The sequence below is a fragment of the Bacteroidales bacterium genome (assembly GCA_023229505.1).
In the GTDB taxonomy this organism is placed as follows: Bacteria; Bacteroidota; Bacteroidia; order Bacteroidales; family JAGOPY01; genus JAGOPY01.
On record JALNZD010000026.1, the window covers coordinates 14,537 to 34,314 of the forward strand.

A 19,778-nucleotide genomic window follows, 5' to 3' on the forward strand; every position below is an offset into this window, starting at 1 on the left:
AGCTATCATTTACCATTCTTCATCCTTGATTTCCTGACCAGGTTTCATTTTCTCCTTCAATGATTTAATCAATTCATCCCTCACAAAAGAATCGATCTGCTCAAGGTAACTTTTCCATTTCACATTATAATCAGGAGCACTTTTATCAAGCCATTTTTCAACCGGGTAGCGGGAAACCAGTTTCAAAATAAAATTGTCGACAACAACACGGTAACGGTTTTCTTTAAATTCGATCTTCGCATTATACAGGATCATCCCGGCATCCTGTCTGTTCCCGAGGTCATCATAATCATAAACCCTGAACTGGTGCTGAATTTTGATAAGGCCAGTCGATTGGTCCCTCACTTTAGCGGCATCCCATGGATTTGCATAGAATGTATGAAGCCATGAGGAGCAGCGGTTAAATAATGTATCTTTTGTGCCTTCTTCATTGATCACTTCTTTATAAGAAATCAATCCGGTAACCTCATCCACCGGCATATTCAGTGAAGCATCTTCCTGGGCTGAGGCAGTTAACAGGCCAAAAGCGACAATCAATATGGAAAGTATTGTTTTCATGGTTAATAATTTACATATCATGACAAAAATACGAAATATTAAAGGAAAGCGGCATGGATTTTACCAGACAGGTTCAGGCATAAAAAAAGGCCGCCTTTCGTGGGCAGCCTTTAGAATAAAACGGGGTCTATTAATACATTCCGTCATGCATTCCACCACCGCCCATTGGCATTTTTGATTCTTTATCCTCCTTTGAATCTGCGAGGAGACATTCAGTAGTGAGCAACATGCTGGCAATTGAGGCAGCATTTTCCAGGGCGACGCGGGCGACTTTCGTCGGATCGATCACGCCAGATTCGAATAGATTTTCATATTTCTCAGTACGGGCATTGAAACCGAAGTCACCTTTGCCTTCCCTGACCCGTTGTACAACTACCGAGCCTTCCAGGCCGGCGTTAGCAACGATCTGGCGGAGGGGTTCTTCGAGTGCACGGCGGATGATGGCCACACCGGTGGTCTGGTCTTCATTCTCACCCTTCAGTTTAGCAATAGTATCAATGGCACGCAGGTAAGCGACACCTCCACCTGGGATGATGCCTTCTTCGATAGCGGCCCGGGTCGCGTTCAGCGCGTCAACAAAACGGTCTTTTCTTTCTTTCATTTCAACTTCACTGGCTGCACCAACATAGATCACCGCTACACCGCCGGCCAGTTTAGCCAGGCGTTCCTGCAGCTTTTCCTTGTCATAATCCGACGTGGTGTTATCGATCTGAATTTTGATCTGTTTAACCCGTGAAATGATATCCTCTTTCTTTCCCTTTCCACCGACGATCGTCGTGTTTTCCTTATCAACGGAGATCTTTTCAGCCTGTCCGAGGTATTCCAGGCTTGCATCTTCCAGCTTATAGCCTTTTTCTTCAGAGATAACCGTACCACCCGTCAGGATGGCAATATCTTCGAGCATTTCTTTCCTTCTGTCGCCAAAACCAGGAGCTTTCACAGCAACGACTTTCAGGGCGCCCCTGATCTTATTTACGACAAGGGTAGCCAGCGCTTCGCTTTCCACATCTTCTGCGATGATGACAAGCGGCCGGCCGGTCTGGGCGGCTTTTTCCAAAATCGGCAGAAGATCTTTCATAATGGAGATTTTCTTGTCGTGGATCAGGATATAGGGGTTCTCGTAAACAGATTCCATTTTTTCGGTATCCGTAACGAAATAAGGTGAAATATAACCGCGGTCAAATTGCATGCCTTCCACTACCTCAACAGAGGTTTCCATGCTTTTAGCCTCTTCGATGGTGATCACGCCTTCTTTCTTCACCTTAGACATAGCTTCAGCGATCAGTTTGCCAATGGTGCTGTCATTATTGGCTGAAATAGATGCAACCTGCTCGATCTTCTCAAAGCTGTCGCCAATCTGCCTGGTTTGGGCTTTCAATGATTCGATAACTTTAACTACTGCTATTTCAATTCCTCTCTTGATTTCCATCGGGTTTGCACCGGCGGTGACATTTTTCAGTCCCGTGATGAAAATAGCCTGGGCCAGCACAGTAGCGGTGGTCGTCCCGTCACCGGCGAGATCACTGGTTTTGGAAGCAACTTCTTTCACCATCTGGGCTCCCATATTTTCGGCGTTATCCTTCAGTTCAATTTCTTTGGCTACTGTTACGCCGTCTTTGGTGATAACGGGCGAGCCGAAAGACTTCTGAATAATTACGTTACGACCTTTTGGCCCGAGGGTTATTTTTACTGCATTGGAAAGTTCATCGACACCTTTTTTCAGTTTTTCTCTTGCGGCCAGGTCGAATATGATATCTTTTGCCATGTTTTAAGATTTTTAAGGTTTATGATTTAAAATAATTTTTTTAAACAATTGCTACAATATCAGATTCACGCATAATGAGGTAATTTTTACCTTCATAGGTGAATTCTGTACCTGCATATTTAGCATACAGGACCTGGTCATTTACTTTAACGGTAATAGGCTCATCTTTCTTTCCCGGTCCAACAGCTACAACAGTTCCACGCTGGGGTTTCTCCTTGGCCGTATCCGGAATAATAATACCGCCTGCTGATTTTTCTTCAGCAATGGCCGGTTCAATAATTACCCGATCTGATAAAGGTTTGATACTGATCTTTGTCATATTTATAAATTTTTAAAGTTTGATAATTTTTTCCACCTTGTGCAGTCATAATTTATGCCAAAGCGGATATGAAAAAGAAATGTCAGAATCTTATGACATTCTGACATTTCAATGTTTTAACAGAAAATCTTCAAAATATTACTGCTGTTCCGGAGGAACCTGATCAGATGGCACCGGCTGCATATTTTCTATTTTATCACGAAGTTCGGTATCCTGTGTGCTGCCAACAGTTGTATTTCTTGGGATTACCAGGATTGAAATCAGGCAAAGTGCAAAAAGGGCGATCGCCAGCGACCATGTCGTTTTTTCAAGAAAATCAGCGGTTTTCCGCACACCCATAATCTGACCGGTAGAGCCAAAATTGGCAGCCAGGCCACCCCCTTTGGAATTCTGTACCAGGACAACCAGGATCAGCAAAATACAGACGATCAAAATCAAAACGGAAACTAAAATATATAAACCCATTTTATTAAATTTTTAATGTTCTTTTCTCAATTTTTCAATTTGAGTTGCAAAGTAACTACTTTTTTGGGGATTTTTCAACATAAGTTGCTGATAAATTTTAATTGCTTTTTCTTTTTTACCCTGGGCAGCAATTAACCTGGCCAGGGTTTCACTCAGGACACCGTCATTTTCTTCAATGCTTCTTCTTGCCGATTCTTCAGGACTGTAAAAAGTTACACGGCCATCTGACTGGCTTTGTTTCTGCAGGAGGAACTCTTCCAGCAGTTCATCTTTTGGCAATGGGCGTAAAGAAAATTTCTTATCCTGATCAGGAAAATCTTCCGTTTGAAGATCTGTCTCGCCAACAATGGCTTTTTTTTCTTCGATGAGTTCCCTGAGACGTGATTTATTGAGTTCGATTTCATTAAGGCTTGTCTTGATCTGCTCCTCCAGTATCCTGAGGTGGGCATCCACCTGTACTTTTTCAGATGATGGTGGCAATGATTCTTGTTTTTCAGAAGCCAGTCCGGGCAGATTTTCGGGTTCTTCAAGGATGCCAAGCCATTCCCTGAGGCGTTGCCGGTCAGCAGCAAAAGCGGCAACCCTGCGAAGTTCCACTTCAAAGCGGTAATCCTGCAACCGCCTTAAATTCAAAAGGTGGAGCAATCTGGCCGTCTGGAAATAAGGATAATCGAGGGCCAATTGCTTCAAATCAGGGAGACTATCTGAATTGAGCGAGGCCGGATCATTCATCCATTGATAAAACTGCTGCCGGTTCATGGTTAAAAACTTTTCATATTACCAATTAACCACTGCTTTATTGAATATATCATCGACCAGGGCTTCATTGATCAGGCTGATCAACTGGTCTTTTACAGCTGAAAGATCCTGGTTGCTCGGATAATCCTCAAATCGTGTAAAAGGTGTTTCAAAATCCTTAGTGGGGTCGAGTAAATTAGTGTACTTCACTTTTACCGTTACACTCAATCTGTTCAGTGCAGCTGTTTCATTCCCTTGTATGGCAACTGGCCGGGTGGAAAATTCAGTGATTGCACCCTCAAGCTGAAGGTCCCCTCCTTCACTGATAAAATCAAGGCTGGTCTGGGAAAGAAACCTGTCGCGTAAGGCATCGGTAAGACTCTGGCTCAATGAAGGTTCAATATATTGGGCATTATTGACGAAATAAACAATGGTAATGGTTTTGGCTTCAGGAGGAATTGATGCACCGGTAAAAGAATATACGCCACAACCAGCCAGGGACAACCCAACAAGCAGTGTGAATAAGTGTGCTGTTCTTTTCCAAAATCTTCCGGGAACCGGTAGTTTGGTAAAATGATTAAAGTGAGCCGATAAATGAATGTTACCTGATGTCATATTCTTTAATCTTCCGGTAAAGGGTTCTTTCAGAAATACCGAGTTCCCTGGCCGCATTTTTTCTTTTTCCGTTGTATTTTTCAAGTGCTTTATAGATCATGTCGATCTCTTTTTTCTCAAGAGAAAGTGATTCTTCTATCACTTCAGAATCCTGGACCGGATCCTCAAAGTCGTCAGGAAAATCTTTTTTTATCGGGATGGCTTTCTCCGCAGGGCGTAGGCTCACCTGCATATTTTCGGGATGGTCAAAAAGGTGGGCATTAGTTTCAGCCAGACGTATGGAACTCTTTTCATCCTGCAGGATATCAGCTACAATCTTCTTGAGATCATGAATATCTTTCTTCATATCGAATAAGACTTTGTAAAGGAGATCCCTTTCAGTGTAAGCTGATTCTTTTATTTCACCCTGGTAAAGGACCGGTAATTCGCTGAACGATCCTTCAGGGAGATATCGTCTGAGGTTATCCGTCGAAATTTTCCGGTTTCTTTCGATAATGGAGATTTGTTCGGTAATATTCTTCAATTGCCTGACATTTCCCGGCCAGCGGTAATTTTCGAGCATCAGTTTAGCCTCATCAGCCAGCTCTATAACAGGCATGCGGTATTTCTCGGCAAAGTCGGCGGCGAATTTGCGAAACAGCAGGTAGATATCATCTTTTCTCTCCCTTAAAGGCGGGACGATAATAGGGACACTGCTTAAGCGGTAATAAAGGTCCTCCCGGAATTTCCCCTGACGTATGGCTCCTTCGACATTAACATTGGTGGCAGCGACAAGCCGGACATTGGTTTTTAAAACTTTAGAGGACCCGACTTTCAGGAATTCACCTGATTCCAGGACCCGCAAGAGCCTGACCTGCGTGGATAGAGGAAGTTCGGCCACTTCGTCAAGGAAAATGGTTCCGCCGTTAACCTCTTCAAAATACCCTTTTCGTGCTTCCAGGGCTCCTGTAAAAGACCCTTTCTCATGGCCGAAGAGTTCACTGTCGATAGTACCTTCCGGGATAGCGCCGCAATTGACAGCGATATATGGGCCGTGTTTCCTGGCGCTAAGCTGATGAATGATCTGTGGGAATACTTCTTTGCCGGTCCCGCTTTCACCGGTAATCAAAACAGTAAGGTCGGTAGGTGCAACCTGGCGGGCAATATCGATAGCTCTCATTAAAAGAGAGGAGTTTCCGATAATCCCGAATCGTTGCTTAATTGCCTGGACTTCCATGTCAATTAAATCAAAATTTACAGAAGCACAAAAATACTATGAAATTTTGACATAATAACGCGGTGATTAATACAAGACAAATTGTCAGGGCATCTGTCTATTTTCCCTTCTGCACTTCCTTCTTGATCCGTTGAATATGACCCCTGCCAAGCGCTTTCACCTCGCAGCCCAGCTCAAAATACCTGCGTATATTATCATCACTGAGAATCCCAAAACAATCAATCACGGCAATAGGATTCCCGGCCCACTTCACGATCTCGTCAGGCGAGAGGTTGAGGTAAGGCTCATGAGGAACGGCCAGGATCAGTGCATCGACCCCTTTCAGGGATTTTTTCAGGTCTTTTTGCACCCTGATTTCGGTCAGGTGATCCTGGTTGCGGAAAAACCGTTTCCAGGACAGTCCCGGGGCGGGGTAAGTATCCTGTATCTCCAACTCATACCAGTGATCGACAAATGGATCGTGCACACTTATTTCGGCTCCCATTTCGACGAGTTTCCGGACAACGATTTCAGATCCGCTGTAACGTGTATCTCCAACATCCTGGCGGTAACTGGCACCGCAAACCAACACCTGCGATCCGGCTATATATCGTGATAAATTACGGAGTGCATCACGGGTCAGTTCGGCTACATGAAGCGACCGGGTATCATTGATATCAATAGCTGTCGGAGTGATCTGAAATATATCGTCTCCATCTTCAAATCCAAGGATATGGCGATATGCCCAATAGCCCAGGCCGCCGTCTTTAGGCAGGCAGTACCCGCCGATACCGGGGCCGGGGAATATCATGTTGCTATGGGTAGGCCGCATTTTGATCGCTTTGATCACTTTGATCAGGTCAACACCGTTCCGCTCGGCAAACAGGCTCCATTCGTTCAGGTAGGCTAAGATTGCAGCCCTGTATGAATTTTCGACGATCTTGGTGGTTTCCGATTCAATCGGCCGGTCCATTACAGTCAGTGGAAAGTCTTTGGTATTCAATACTTCGTGAAGAAATGTCTCTACCCGGTCGCGGGCTTCCTTATCACATCCCGAGCAAACCCGCCAAAAATCACGGATACTGGAGACATATTCTTTACCCGGCATGACCCTTTCAAAACTATGTGCCAGCAAAGGAGTTTTTTTCAATCCGCGCCGTGTAAATTCCTTTTTGAGTATTGGCCATGCCACGAATTCTGTGGTTCCGGGAGCTACGGTCGTTTCGATCAGCACAAGACAGTGCTCGGGGATCTTTTCTCCAATGGTCTTCAGAGTGGCTTCCAGTGCTGCCATATCGGCCTCGCCATCCCGCATATCGCCCAGGGAGTTCTTTATGTAATCACATTGAACATCGACGATGACACAGTCGGCCAGCCTCAGCGCTTCGTTGTTATAAGTTGCCGTCAGTGTTTTGGTTTTTTTCACACACCGGTTGATCAGGATTTCTACTTCCGGATCTTCCGCTTTCACCGGTGACACGCCCATATTCAGCATAGGGATTTTCCAAAAGCTCCGTGTACTGGGGCGTTGGCACCCAATCACAAATTTTGAGGAATTGCCTTTTTTATCCCTGGTATCGGCAACAATAGCCGCCATTACTGCGCCCACGAAACCTACGCCCATTACTACCACAACCTCCTTTCCTTCCTTTCTGGCTTTTTTTGCCAGTTTTTCCAGGCGGTCAAATTCCTTATCATAGTCCTCCGCTATAGGAAGCGGGAATTTTTCCCCGTTCGGGCTGAAAGAGAAAAGCACGTCCTTTGATTTGGTCATTTTTAAAATTTTTTAAGAATGAATAAGTTTATTAACGGATGGAAGCATGGAATTTATCCTGAAAAGCGCGCAGGATTTTTCCCATCGTTTTCTCAATGATATGGTCGGTGAGGGTCTTTTCATCATCCCTCAGCAAAAAGCTAATGGCATAAGACTTCTTTCCCGGTCCGATCTTTTCACCCTGGTAAACATCGAAAAGGCTAACACCCCTTAGAATATGCTTTTCTGCCTGGTAAGCAGCCTGCTCAAGATCCTCGTAATTGACCGACATATCGAGCACTAAGGCAAGGTCCCTGCGAACTTCGGGTAATTTTGCAACCTCGTTGTATGTAACCTTATTTTCAGATAACAACCTGATAATTTTTTCCCAGTCAAAATCAGCATACAAGACCTCCTGCTTCAGGTCAAAGCGTTTCAATTCCTTTTTCTTAAGCTGGCCAAACTTTAGCATTGTAATTTGGCGATAAGTATAAGCTGTTCCTTCCTCAAATAAATCATCCGTAAAATTAGATTTCCCGATTTCTTCAGCATTAAATCCCAACCTGACCAGGATGGCATGCACGGAAGCCTTCAAGTCAAAAAAATCAGCCTTTGAATCATTCGTCCGCCAGCTTTCCGGTTCCCGTTTTCCGGTAATCCAGATACCAAGACGTTCGTGTTCATCATATTGGGCAAGGGATTGATTTGCATTCTTTTTTTCAGGATGAATCTTGTAGGTTCTGCCAAATTCATACAATTTAAGGTCAGAAGTTTTCCGGTTCTGATTATAGGCTATGGTCTCCAGGCCACCGAATAGCAAAGTCTGCCGCATCACGTTGAAATCGTTACTCAGGGGATTAAGCAGTTTAACGCTGTTTCCTGCATCCAGCCAGGAGCTTTCTTCTGCATACCTGGCGCGTGTCAACGAATTGTTCATAATCTCATTAAAGCCCCGGCTGCTAAGTAAATCCGATATGAGGTTGCGGATCTTTTCAGGGTCCGGCTTGTTGGAAAATGAAAGTGAAGACCGCAGTTGGCCGGTCATTTCGATAAAATCATACCCGTAGATGCGCAGGATCTCTTCAATGACATCTGCTTCACGTGTTACATCGGTTTTAAAGGTTGGAACAATAAGTGAAAGAGCTTCCGCCGATTCCTGTTCTATTTTGATACCAAGGTCGGAAAGGATTGACCTGATGATTTCATGCCCGATCTCTTTCCCGATCAGGCGGTTAATATTCTTCCATTTGACAGATATTTTAGCCGGTTCAACAGGTACCGGATAACTATCAATGATTTCAGAAGATATTTTTCCTCCTGCCAGTTCCCGGATCAGCAGGGCAGCCCTTTTCAGGGCATGGACCGTGATATTCGGGTCGGAGCCACGCTCAAAGCGGAAGGAGGAATCGGTTTGCAGGCCATGATAGCGCGAAGTTTTCCGTATGCCGCGGGGATTGAAGTGAGCACTTTCCAGGAAGATGTTGGTTGTTGAATCTGTAACGCCGGAAACCGCACCACCAAATACCCCGGCAATGCACATGCCATCTTCGGCATTACAGATCATCAGATCCTCATGGCTGAGTTTTCTTTCCACCCCGTCGAGGGTAATAAAAGACTCATCCTGCCTGGCTTTGCGGACGATTACTTTTGCGCCTTTTATTTCATCTGCATCGAAAGCATGGAGTGGCTGGCCAAGCTCCATCATGACGAAATTGGTCACATCGACGATATTATTGATGGGCCGGATACCGGCTGCATTCAGAAGATTCTTCAGCCAGGCCGGTGAATCGCCGATTTTTACACTTGATATGGTCACACCGCTGTATCGCGGGCATTGTTCAATGTCTTCGACGATGACAGGGATATTAAGGCTATGATTATCAATTGAAAATTGATCAACAGAAGGCCAGTTCATCTGGAATTTCTTTTCCTTACTGTGTTGATTCAGCACTGCGATCAGATCGCGGGCCACGCCGCAGTGGGATGTTGCATCAGTGCGGTTTGGCGTAAGGCCTATCTCAAAAATAGTGTCCTCAGACAGGTTGAAATATTCTGCGGCAGGGGTTCCTATTGCGGAATCCGGATCGAGCACCATGATCCCTTCGTGCGAATAGCCAAGTCCCAGCTCATCTGCGGCACAGATCATCCCTTCGGAGAATTCACCACGGATTTTCGCCTCCTTTATCTCGAATGGCTTATCGCCGTTGTAAATTATCGTTCCGACAGTGGCTACCGGCACTTTCTGTCCCGCTGCTACATTGGGGGCACCGCAGACCACCGACAGCAGCCGGCCGGTGCCAATATCTACTTTAGTCAGGCTGAGCTTGTCGGCATTTGGATGCCTGGCACATTCCACCACCTTACCTATGTAAACCCCTTTCAGTCCGCCTTTAACAGATTCGGAGTTTTCGAAGCTTTCAACCTCCAGGCCACAGTTAGTGAGGAGCCTGGAAATTTCTCCCGGTTGAAGGTCAAAATCAGCATAACGTTTCAGCCAGTTATAGGATATTTTCATGATGATTTTTTTATGAAAATGTTGCAAGCAAAGGTAAGAAAATTGAGCATTTCGCATTTTCAGCTAATCAGGCTCCAATTAATAAAATCTTTTTTCATCAAGGCTAATTGCCTTGCCAGGGGGCGGTTTTTTTCCTGTTCAAGTGAAGGGTCGGCCTGAAGGATTTCTGAAGCGAGGCTGCGGGCATACTTGAGGATCTTTTCATCCCGCACAATATCGGCGATCTTCAGGTCAAGCAGGCCGCTCTGTTGCGTACCCTGCAAATCACCGGGTCCACGAAGCTGAAGATCGACCTCGGCAATCTTAAATCCATCATTCGTCTCTACCATCGTCTGCAGCCTCTTCCGTGCCTCCTGTGACACCTTTTCGCCGGTCATCAGCAAACAGTAAGACTGATCGGCGCCCCTTCCCACACGGCCCCGGAGCTGGTGTAGCTGCGACAAACCAAATCTTTCCGCATTCTCGATGACCATGACGGAAGCATTCGCCACATCTACACCCACTTCGATCACCGTTGTAGAGACCATGATCTGGGTCTGGTTTTTGACGAACCGCTTCATTTCGAAATCTTTATCTGCCGGACGCATCTGCCCGTGCATAATGCTGACGGCATATTCCGGAAGCGGGAAATCGCGGACTATGCTCTCATAGCCATCCATCAAATGCTTGAGGTCGAGGTTTTCCGACTCTTTGATCAGTGGGTAGACCACATAAATCTGCCGTCCCTCCTTTATCTTCTGTTTCATAAAGCCGAAGATCTTCAGCCGTGCAGCATCATTATAAAGCAATGTCTTTACCGGTTTTCGCCCGGGCGGAAGTTCATCAATGACTGAGATATCCAGATCACCATAAAGGGTCATCGCTAAAGTCCGCGGAATAGGCGTAGCCGTCATTACCAGGATATGTGGCGGGTTGTCGCTTTTGCTCCACATTTTCGCCCGTTGGGCAACCCCAAAACGGTGCTGTTCATCGATGATCACCAGCCCAAGATTTTTAAACAGGACAGGGTCTTCGATAAGTGCATGCGTCCCGATGAGGATTTTCATTTCTCCTGACTGAAGCTGCTCATGCAGCACCCTGCGTTTAGCAGCCGGTGTCGAGCCGGTCAGTATACCAATGCGGATATCGAGCCCGTCGGTCATCCGCATCAGTGTGTTTAAATGCTGGCCGGCAAGGATTTCTGTAGGTGCCATCAGGCACGATTGGTAACCGTTATCAAGGGCAATAAGCATCGACATCAGCGCCACCAGTGTTTTTCCGCTGCCAACATCCCCTTGCAGCAAACGGTTCATCTGCCTGCCGGCGCCAAGGTCTTTCCTTATTTCGCGGATCACCTTTTTCTGGGCTTCGGTCAGTTCAAAGGGAAGTTTTTCCTTATAGAACCGGTTTACATTTTCTCCGACATTGCCGAAAACAAAACCATTGATCTTTTGCTGCCTGAGGAGTTTATCTTTCAACAAGCTCAACTGGATAAAGAAGAGTTCTTCAAATTTGAGCCGGGCCTGGGCTTTCAGCAGCTTTCCCTGATCCTCAGGGAAATGAATATTTCGTAATGCCTCTTCCCGGTTCATCAGGCTGAGTTTGGCAAGGATTTCCGACGATAAGGTTTCCGGCACTTTTCCCTGGGCCTGGACAATAAGTTCTTTCAGAAGTTTAACCAGGTTTTTATTGTTCAATCCCCTGTTCTTAAGCTTTTCAGTAGTACTATAAATTCCCTGCAAAGTCTGGGTGATAGTCTTCGTGAATTCCTCGGCACGTTCTATTTCGGGGTGGGCAATATTATAACGGCGGTTAAAGATCGTCGGTTTCCCAAAAACAATGTATTCGATATTTGGAAGTATGGTTCCTTCTATCCACTTGATACCCTGGAACCAGACCAGTTCTATCTCCCCGGTATCATCACGGAAGACGGCAGACATCCGCCTGGCGCGCTTTTCCCCGACAATCCTGATATTGCTGATGGTTCCCCGAAGCTGAACAAAGGCAATATCCGGCTCGATCCCGCTTATCTTAAAGATACGGCTCCGGTCAATATAGCGAAAAGGATAATAGCTTATCAGGTCGCCAAAGGTATGGACATTCAATTCCGATCTCAGCAATTCAGCCCTTTTGGGGCCCACTCCCTTCAGGAATTCGACGGGTGTTTCCAGGTATTCTCTTGTCATTTGGCCTGATTTGAGCAACTTACAAATATAAAAAAAAGCCGCCTCAATTGGTTGGGCGGCTTTTTCGGGTTTAGATGTCTTGTTTAGTATTCCCAGAGGCTTTGTTCGAAATCGAGGAGTTCAAGTTTTATCCTTTCGGCTTCAAGCAGGGCATCCAGGCCCTGGGCATACTCTGAAATCCTTCTGTCGTAAACATTTTGTTCTTTATAAATATAACTGTTAAAGAACCTTTTCATGAAGATTTCATCGTACGACCGCCGGGCGGCATCATTAAACCTGTTAAAGACTTCAGCCTGTGCCAGGATCGGCCTGGCTTCCGGATAATAGATCCAGAACAGGGGTTCGTTGAATTCCTCATCGTTCCGTTCCTTGATCATAACCGGGCAAATACCCAGGATACGTACCAGCATCTGGGATCTCTTTTTATCGAAATACCAATCCTCTTTTATTCTGAGCCGTGTTACTTTATTCGGGTCGAATTCCGAGTAAATGACCGTATCAAATTGGTCATAAGGAGGATAAGGCCTGGTAAGTTCCCGGTGGAACGTATCGGTTTGCCGGGTAACGATTTCCTGGTAATTCAGCGGAACGAGGAATTCATCCGTACTACCGGAAATGTCGTATGCTGTTATCGAGCCTTCTTTCAGGGCATCCATAATGACAGTGATGAAATTCCTCCAGTTATTATGCGGTTCCAATGGGAAATAGAATGGCTGATTCATCTTCTGCCGCATGTCTATTTCTCTCCAGATCCTTTTTGACCACATGATATCAGCTTTCCGGACTGATGGCAATGGTATCGGTTTCACATCTTCCAGGTCGTTATCGTAATAAATAACATCCTGCGGCGGATTGTCCAGGATCTGAGACCGGACAGGTCCGCCAAATCCGGCCAGGATAATCATTGTTATGATGATAAATGCGATTTTTTTCATAGTAACCTCCACGAGTGATTATTTAATTTCCAATGAAATCGGGTTCAGGCTTCTGGGTATTTTATCAGGACCTTCGGCCTGTATATTTTCAAAGAAGAATTTTTGTCCTTTACGGGCGCCCTGGATCATGCTGATCATTTCTTCAGAGAAACGATTGCCATTGCCTCTTTTAGAGATCCCGTCACCACCGACGATGGTAGTCATTCGGAAAGATTTAACTTCAAAGAAGAGTTCAAATTCAAAATCCCTCATGACCGGGATAATAGCTCCGGCTGCCAGCAAGGTGCTTTTATCGATCGCACCTTCCAACTGTCCGGCAACTTCTGCATTCGGGCTGGGTACTCTCCTGATCCTGAATTCAGCAGAGCCCATGCTCCGCGTGGTGCCCATGATATCTGCATTGACAGAAATAACGGTTTTCTGCCCTTGTGGTACCCTGACGATCCAGCTTTTGCCCGTAGCATCACGGGTCAATGTTCCAACAGAGATTGAAGCACGAAGGTTTGCCTCCGCGATGCCCGGAACGGAGATAGAAACAGGGTTATCAACACCAATATAAAAAACATTCATTTTAGTAGCCGCAACCGTAAGTGAAGGCGGTGCAACGACATAGTCCCCGGAAAACTTATAGGGGATTCTTTCTCCTTCAGGCGATACAACTTCGACCACACCGGCATATTTCTGGAGACCAACAGCACCTGCCGGGAAGGAAAGTCTCACGATCCCATCCTTACCCTCCACCCGCTGAGCGCGGTCTTTATTGCTAATTGTAATCTCGTCTGCCCCCTGCAGCACAAAGACCTCAGGGGTTTGCCTGGTATCGAAAGCCGTAACAAGGACTTCAGCTTCATATTTATCCCCTTGCAACACATAGTTAGTTGTAGGAATAATCTTTGCTTCAATTTTATCAAATTTGAAGTCGGAAACATCAATCTCACTGAATAATTCGGCAGCAATGTCAAATTCTGCTGTCTGAACCTCGGCTTTGATCTTATTCATGATGGTAACGGAAGCAGCAAGAATTGTATGGTAGAAATGGTGCAACTCCCAGGTTTGTTTATTACCATCCGCATTGAAGAAAGGCCCCTCGGTCTCCAGCCCCATTTTGATATTCCCCCGGAATTCAGGTGGAACAATATTAAGCATTGCGGTTTTGTATGCTTCTATCTTTTCCCTGAGTTTCTCGGCTTGCTTCCTATTGATAAAGTAATTGGTTGACTCATCATATTTATCCTTAGTCGAAACTTTGGACATATTCAACATAGGCACCGCAATTTCTTTTCTGGGATCATCGGGGTCCTGCATCATTTTCGTCTCAAATGAATCCTGTATTAAAGTGAGGGAATCCTTGTTTTCTGATTGCCTGACCACATCAAAAATCATGTGCTCGACATATTTTTTTAACTCATTGGATAACCTTCTGGCCTCTTGTGCTTTTTGCCAGTAGTCGCCCACTTTCTGAGGTTTGAGCTGATATTGCTTTTCAAATTCTCCGTAAAGGTTTCCCAATTTATGTTCGAAGACCTCGATCGTATTTTCCATACTTTCGTTAACCACCAGGAAAGCTTCGAGCATATCTTTGGAAACGTTAAGAGCCAGCAGGGCAGTCAGCACAAGATACATCATGGCAATCATTTTCTGCCGCGGTGTCTCTTTATATCCAGCCATATTTTTTCGGAATTAAGTCTGTTAAAAATCTGTTTTCATATCAACCGGGGACCTTACTTAGTCCTTCCGCTCATTGCAGTAAGCATACCACCGTAAACCTCATTAAGGGAGGATATCCGTTGGGTAAGCAGATTCATTTGTTCTTTATAAACTGCCATGGTATCTGCTGATTCCTTCATGTTTTTCAGCAGCTCGGTCATTGTTTCACGAACCTTAGCGGTAGACTGGATCTGTTCATTGCTGCCCTGCAGTTGAAGTTCATAAACAGAATTTAAAGCGGACAGTTTTTCGGAAATCTGGTGTAATTTCTCATTGTAAGATTTTCCGTCAACGGCTGAAAAATCAAGTTTCTTTGCCGATTGGGAAAGAACTTCTGCCGATTTTGTGTATTGCTCAGCAAGTGAGTTGGCAGAATCCATGGCCATTTTCATGCTGGTCGTAAATTCTTTCGTCACCGTGATATCATTTTTAAGGATATCTGATGCTTCTTTGTAAGTAGTAGAAAGATGTGCTGCATTATCGCCTGCATTTTTGATGCTGTTCATATAATGTGCGGAAGCATTGGCATCTTTTTGAAGCGTTTCGGATGTCAAATCATAGGATTTGGATAGATTCTCAGCCGATTTGGAGGCTCCTTTGACTCTGGTAACGTACTCATTGGTAGCGCCTGCAGCATCAGTAATGTCAGAAAGCTTAGCAGTATTATCGCTGAGTCTTTTAAGTCCGTCACCCAACCTGTCTATCAGTTGTTTATCGATATTGGCCTGCTTGAGCAAATCATCCAACTCCTGGGTAGGCTTTTTTTGTTTTATACCATCGATTGTACCATCTCCGTGATACATACCGCCCAATTCAGGGTAAACCAGGCTCCAATCTGGTTCTACGTAAGGAGGTTCAAATGCTGAGAAGAAGAAAATGCAAGCTTCTGTTCCTAAACCAACGACAAGCATTTCGTTTGCGAAAGGGTAGTGGTTAATTTTGAACAAAGCGCCAAGGATTACGATTGATGCACCCCAACCGTACAGTTTGGCCATGAAATTTCTGAATCCGCGTCTTCTGACAAATGTGTTTAATCCCATGTTATTAAAGATAAAGAGGTTTTTATTGGTTGTTTATTGAGAATTCTCTTTTGCTGATTAATTATATACTCTTGAAGCCCTTGATGGATTATCATCCTTATTTCTTCCAAGGTAAGGCAGGATGCTACGGAATCCTATATAGCTCTTTGCAGTGTCCTGATACTCATAATCTCTTGTTGAGACTTGCATGTAGTAAGCTAAATCTTTCCAGGAACCTCCGCGAATGACCTTTCTTTTCATAGCTGGCGGGTCATCTTCTTTAGCATTATAAGTATAATTCGGGTTCATATCCCAGGTAAAATTATAGGAAGAAGGATCATAGGCGCTGATAGTCCATTCTGAAACATTTCCGGCAATGTCATATAAACCGAAATCATTAGGTGGATAATGGCCCACAATGACAGTCCGCAAACCGCCGTCATCGAGATAATTTCCGCGAAGTGGTTTAAAGTTAGCCAGGAAACACCCTCTTTCATTTCTTGTATAGGGTCCGCCCCATGGATATGGGTTATTGTTATAGCCCCCTCTTGCGGCCCATTCCCATTCAGTTTCAGTCGGAAGCCTGAAATCAACTATATCAGCTTCACCTTTTTTACTATCTGAAGCATTGTTCATTAGTTCTGTGCGCCAGATACAGAATGCCCTGGCCTGCTTCCAGTTAACCCCTACAACAGGGTAGAAATTATAAGCAGGATGCCAGAAATAGGATTTGGTTAACGGATCGTTGAAGGAATAAGTATAATCGTGGATCCAGCACAAAGTATCCGGAAAAACGTTAATCAGTTCTTTACGAACATAAACTGAACGGTCACGCATTCCCTGGGGCCTGTTAGCAAAAGCTCCATTTTCGGAATTTGCCTCTTCAGTCCAGTCTTTATATGAAGCTGCCTGGTAATCAATCCAGTAGTATTCATAGAATAATTTACGGGCGTCGACCTCTTTTTTCCTGAAATATCGCTCATGTTCAGGGATATACATAGCCTCCAGTGCATCCCTGACATCCTGTTCATCACTATTCCAATCGATATCAGCATCCCAGTTTACCAGCGGGGGATCATAAACCTCTCCTGTTTTCGCATTTTCCTGGATCAGAAATTCATCTGGTCTGATATCCCCCAATACGCGGAGGGCTATAGAATCGCGAACCCACTGAACAAATTGACGGTACTCATCATTGGTGATTTCTGTTTCATCCATGTAAAAAGCTGCAACGGAAACTGTTTTTGGTTCCTGGACAAAGGAATAAGCAATATCCTGATCACCAACACCCAAGGTAAAGCTACCCTGCGGAATAAATACCATCCCGAAAGGATCAGGTTGAAAGAAAGGCCTGGTCTTTCGGCTGACACCCACCAGTTCTCCATTACCAGAGTTGTTGCAGCTGTAAAACGTACCTGCTGCAGCGAGTATCAGCAAGAATGCGGGAAGTCTTTTCATAACAATCTTTTTTTGGCCAAATTATAACGAACTTTGTAATGTTTTATTTTGAAAAAGTGTCCAAAAATAAAAAATATTAAAACAATAATGCTTTTTTTTTCTTATAATTATAGAAATCTGGTGTTTTTATAGCTTTTTCTTCCTTTTTCAAGTTCAAGTTTGAACCGGTAATTCAGCATGATTTCATGAGAGCCACCGAAAAAAGGCAATGCAAGTTTGCTGACATTAATATCATAAGAATAACCTATCCTGAAATCTTTATACTGCACTCCCAGCAAGATTATTACAGATTCACCAAGACGATAGCCCACGCCCCCCCATACTAATTCCTTATAGCGAAGCATTGCATTAACATCAAGCCTGGTCTTTGCAAGATCTGACTCAATAATAACTGAAGGAATTAACTGAAAATCAGGATTTCTGGGAAATGTAATTTCATAGCCCCCTGTAATGAAAAAAGTTCTGTCGAGTTTCATTCTGAGGCCGCCCTGATCAAGTTCGGCAAGAGGTTTACCTTTTGTCTGAACAAGGTGTAAGCCGGATACACCTAGATAATAGCTTCCAGGCACTCTATAAAAAACGCCCAGTGAAAAGTCGATCAGCATTTCGCTTTCCTTTGCTAATTGTCCTATCAAGGGATCTTCACCTGCCGGCCTAAGCTTGGAAAAATCAATGGACCGGTTATTAAACTCAATCTGTGTACCAATGCCCAGTTTTCCGAATCCCAGGTTTCGCTGGTTAGCATAACCAATTTTGACTGAAATGGTCTTTTCATGACCGAGAGCATCCTGCATGATCACCGCACCGACTCCTCCCTTAAGAATACGAATAGGGAGGTCGGCAGAAACGAAATAAGTACGGGGTGCTACCTGTTCTCCCTCTTCTTTTCCAAAACTTGTCCATTGAATACGGTCAGCTGCTGTAATAGAAACGGCATTATCATTACCGGCCAAAGCAGGATTGAAGGTCAGCCCGTAAAACATATACTGCGAAAAATTGGGCTCCTGCTGACCCTGCACCGCATTGACAAGCCAGAAAGAAAAGAGAAGCGGCAGTATAGTCAGTAGAATGACCTTGCTAAATTTCATCTTCAGAGAAACGGTTAGAAAAACAAAACGCTAAAGTAACTAAAAATATTTACAGGAGTGCAAAACGATGATTATTTAGGATTATTTTAAATCATTACTGCAATTGGGAATTACTTATTGAACAGCTTGACAATATCATTGCCGTTGGCAAAGATCAGCAGGCCAAAAAGCAGAACCATGCCGGCAATCTGGGCGTATTCCATAAATTTATCACTGGGTTTGCGTCCGCTGATGATCTCATAGGCCAGGAACATCACATGTCCCCCGTCAAGAGCAGGTATAGGAAGCAGATTAAGGATTGCCAGCATGATCGACAAGAAAGCAGTCAACCGCCAAAAAGCAGGCCAGTCCCAGGTCGGTGGAAAAATGCTTCCAATCGTGATAAAACCGCCAACAGATTCATAAGCCTTAACCTCAGGCGAAAACAGTAATTTAAGCTGCTTCAGGTAATTGCCGATCCCATCATAAGTTTTGACAAAGCCGGCAGGAATAGCCTGGAACAGGTTGTAATTTTTTTCTTCGAATTCGAAATATTTTGTTGGATTTGTATAGATCCCGACCAATCCTTCGGTTGAAACCTGCATGCTAAACAATAAGGTATCATTCCCCCTGACAACGACAGCCTGAACCGTTTCTCCTTTATGGCTCTTCACGGACCTGGCAAACTCATCAAAATAGTTTGTAGGTTCCCCATTGATAGATATGATCTTATCCTGCACTTCAATACCTGCATCTTTGGCCGTAGATTGATTGGAAAATCCTTCCACTTCGAAAGGGAAACGCGGTGATAAAAAGTTTGGATCCTTATGTTTGACAAGTTTTCCTAATATTCCTTGCGGTATCGCGAGGTCTAATATCTGACCATCCCGCTCGACCCGGATAGTTTTAGCTTCCTCCAAAATGAGGATCATAGGGATTTTATTGAAATCATTTACAACTTGCTGGTTTACAGATAAGATACGGTCGCCATTTTGCAAACCCATCTCACTGGCCAGGGAATCAGCTACTATGCCATATTTATTGACCTGGGAGGTCGGAAGATATTGTTCTCCCCACACGGCAAGGATTCCGATATAAATAACAAAAGCAAGCAAAACATTAACCGTTACCCCGCCTATCATGATGATAAGTCGCTGCAATGCCGGTTTTGACCGGAATTCCCAGGACTGAGGTTCCTTTTTCATCGCTTCCCGATCCATCGATTCATCGATCATACCTGAGATTTTGACATATCCGCCCAGGGGAAGCCAGCCCATTCCATATTCGGTATCTTTAAATTTAAACTTAAATAATGAAAACCAGGGATTAAAGAAAAGATAAAACTTTTCTACCCGCGTCTTAAAAGCTTTGGCGGCAAGAAAATGGCCAAATTCATGAAATACTACCAGAATTGACAGGCTTAAGAGAAGCTGAGCTATTTTGATAAAAATATCCATTTCTATTATCAGGTATTAAATTGTTTGATCAATCATTAAATTTCGTG

The 19,778-nt window shown here is 44.5% G+C and carries 16 protein-coding genes; all 16 read right to left on the minus strand.

From position 1 onward, the window contains the following. Nucleotides 1-9 precede the first annotated feature (9 nt). The 16 genes from M0Q51_10340 to rseP all read right to left on the minus strand — a co-directional run bounded on the left by M0Q51_10340 (nt 10) and on the right by rseP (nt 19,731). The gene (locus M0Q51_10340) at nt 10-558 is read right to left on the minus strand and encodes a DUF4468 domain-containing protein (protein MCK9400373.1); all 549 of its coding nucleotides are present in this window, start codon (nt 556-558) and stop codon (nt 10-12) included. Nucleotides 559-688: 130 nt separating this feature from the next. Continuing rightward, nucleotides 689-2,323 (minus strand): chaperonin GroEL, encoded by a 1,635-nt coding sequence (gene groL, locus M0Q51_10345; GenBank protein ID MCK9400374.1) that lies wholly within the window; start codon nt 2,321-2,323, stop codon nt 689-691. A 40-nt stretch (nt 2,324-2,363) separates the two neighbouring features. Continuing rightward, on the minus strand, nt 2,364-2,642 hold the full coding sequence (locus tag M0Q51_10350; protein MCK9400375.1) for a co-chaperone GroES: 279 nt from the start codon (nt 2,640-2,642) through the stop codon (nt 2,364-2,366). Between the two features lie 138 nt (nt 2,643-2,780). Continuing rightward, nucleotides 2,781-3,107, minus strand: a complete 327-nt coding sequence (gene secG, locus M0Q51_10355) for a preprotein translocase subunit SecG (GenBank protein ID MCK9400376.1) — start codon at nt 3,105-3,107, stop codon at nt 2,781-2,783. 12 nt (nt 3,108-3,119) lie between these two features. Next, entirely contained in the window at nt 3,120-3,866 is a 747-nt protein-coding gene (locus M0Q51_10360; GenBank protein ID MCK9400377.1) for a hypothetical protein, read from the minus strand. A gap of 18 nt (nt 3,867-3,884) precedes the next feature. Then, nucleotides 3,885-4,460 (minus strand): LPS assembly lipoprotein LptE, encoded by a 576-nt coding sequence (gene lptE / locus M0Q51_10365; protein ID MCK9400378.1) that lies wholly within the window; start codon nt 4,458-4,460, stop codon nt 3,885-3,887. Beyond that, on the minus strand, nt 4,447-5,676 hold the full coding sequence (locus tag M0Q51_10370; protein MCK9400379.1) for a sigma-54 dependent transcriptional regulator: 1,230 nt from the start codon (nt 5,674-5,676) through the stop codon (nt 4,447-4,449). Before M0Q51_10370 ends, lptE begins: the two co-directional genes overlap by 14 nt. Nucleotides 5,677-5,773: 97 nt before the next feature. Then, nucleotides 5,774-7,429: a nucleotide sugar dehydrogenase gene (locus tag M0Q51_10375; protein MCK9400380.1), complete on the minus strand. Its 1,656-nt coding sequence runs from the start codon at nt 7,427-7,429 to the stop codon at nt 5,774-5,776. A gap of 31 nt (nt 7,430-7,460) precedes the next feature. Further along, nucleotides 7,461-9,923 carry a phenylalanine--tRNA ligase subunit beta gene (gene pheT / locus M0Q51_10380; protein MCK9400381.1) on the minus strand — a complete coding sequence of 821 codons (2,463 nt, stop codon included), beginning with the start codon at nt 9,921-9,923 and terminating at the stop codon, nt 7,461-7,463. A 59-nt stretch (nt 9,924-9,982) separates the two neighbouring features. Beyond that, on the minus strand, nt 9,983-12,088 hold the full coding sequence (recG, locus tag M0Q51_10385; protein MCK9400382.1) for an ATP-dependent DNA helicase RecG: 2,106 nt from the start codon (nt 12,086-12,088) through the stop codon (nt 9,983-9,985). Between the two features lie 83 nt (nt 12,089-12,171). Further along, on the minus strand, nt 12,172-13,023 hold the full coding sequence (gene gldN, locus M0Q51_10390) for a gliding motility protein GldN (GenBank protein MCK9400383.1): 852 nt from the start codon (nt 13,021-13,023) through the stop codon (nt 12,172-12,174). Nucleotides 13,024-13,041: 18 nt separating this feature from the next. Then, entirely contained in the window at nt 13,042-14,691 is a 1,650-nt protein-coding gene (gene gldM, locus M0Q51_10395) for a gliding motility protein GldM (protein ID MCK9400384.1), read from the minus strand. Between the two features lie 53 nt (nt 14,692-14,744). Continuing rightward, nucleotides 14,745-15,725, minus strand: a complete 981-nt coding sequence (gene gldL, locus M0Q51_10400; protein ID MCK9400385.1) for a gliding motility protein GldL — start codon at nt 15,723-15,725, stop codon at nt 14,745-14,747. A gap of 102 nt (nt 15,726-15,827) precedes the next feature. Further along, on the minus strand, nt 15,828-17,207 hold the full coding sequence (locus tag M0Q51_10405; GenBank protein ID MCK9400386.1) for a formylglycine-generating enzyme family protein: 1,380 nt from the start codon (nt 17,205-17,207) through the stop codon (nt 15,828-15,830). 107 nt (nt 17,208-17,314) lie between these two features. Continuing rightward, nucleotides 17,315-18,295 (minus strand): type IX secretion system membrane protein PorP/SprF, encoded by a 981-nt coding sequence (locus M0Q51_10410; protein MCK9400387.1) that lies wholly within the window; start codon nt 18,293-18,295, stop codon nt 17,315-17,317. Nucleotides 18,296-18,405: 110 nt separating this feature from the next. Then, nucleotides 18,406-19,731 (minus strand): RIP metalloprotease RseP, encoded by a 1,326-nt coding sequence (rseP, locus tag M0Q51_10415; protein ID MCK9400388.1) that lies wholly within the window; start codon nt 19,729-19,731, stop codon nt 18,406-18,408. Between the last annotated feature and the right edge of the window lie 47 nt (nt 19,732-19,778).

Coding starts and splice junctions, on each gene's coding strand:
- M0Q51_10340 (MCK9400373.1), bottom strand. CDS start 558: ATGAAAACAATACTTTCCATATTGATTGTCGCTTTTGGCCTGTTAACT.
- groL (MCK9400374.1), bottom strand. CDS start 2,323: ATGGCAAAAGATATCATATTCGACCTGGCCGCAAGAGAAAAACTGAAA.
- M0Q51_10350 (MCK9400375.1), bottom strand. CDS start 2,642: ATGACAAAGATCAGTATCAAACCTTTATCAGATCGGGTAATTATTGAA.
- secG (MCK9400376.1), bottom strand. CDS start 3,107: ATGGGTTTATATATTTTAGTTTCCGTTTTGATTTTGATCGTCTGTATT.
- M0Q51_10360 (MCK9400377.1), bottom strand. CDS start 3,866: ATGAACCGGCAGCAGTTTTATCAATGGATGAATGATCCGGCCTCGCTC.
- lptE (MCK9400378.1), bottom strand. CDS start 4,460: ATGACATCAGGTAACATTCATTTATCGGCTCACTTTAATCATTTTACC.
- M0Q51_10370 (MCK9400379.1), bottom strand. CDS start 5,676: ATGGAAGTCCAGGCAATTAAGCAACGATTCGGGATTATCGGAAACTCC.
- M0Q51_10375 (MCK9400380.1), bottom strand. CDS start 7,429: ATGACCAAATCAAAGGACGTGCTTTTCTCTTTCAGCCCGAACGGGGAA.
- pheT (MCK9400381.1), bottom strand. CDS start 9,923: ATGAAAATATCCTATAACTGGCTGAAACGTTATGCTGATTTTGACCTT.
- recG (MCK9400382.1), bottom strand. CDS start 12,088: ATGACAAGAGAATACCTGGAAACACCCGTCGAATTCCTGAAGGGAGTG.
- gldN (MCK9400383.1), bottom strand. CDS start 13,023: ATGAAAAAAATCGCATTTATCATCATAACAATGATTATCCTGGCCGGA.
- gldM (MCK9400384.1), bottom strand. CDS start 14,691: ATGGCTGGATATAAAGAGACACCGCGGCAGAAAATGATTGCCATGATG.
- gldL (MCK9400385.1), bottom strand. CDS start 15,725: ATGGCCAAACTGTACGGTTGGGGTGCATCAATCGTAATCCTTGGCGCT.
- M0Q51_10405 (MCK9400386.1), bottom strand. CDS start 17,207: ATGAAAAGACTTCCCGCATTCTTGCTGATACTCGCTGCAGCAGGTACG.
- M0Q51_10410 (MCK9400387.1), bottom strand. CDS start 18,295: ATGAAATTTAGCAAGGTCATTCTACTGACTATACTGCCGCTTCTCTTT.
- rseP (MCK9400388.1), bottom strand. CDS start 19,731: ATGGATATTTTTATCAAAATAGCTCAGCTTCTCTTAAGCCTGTCAATT.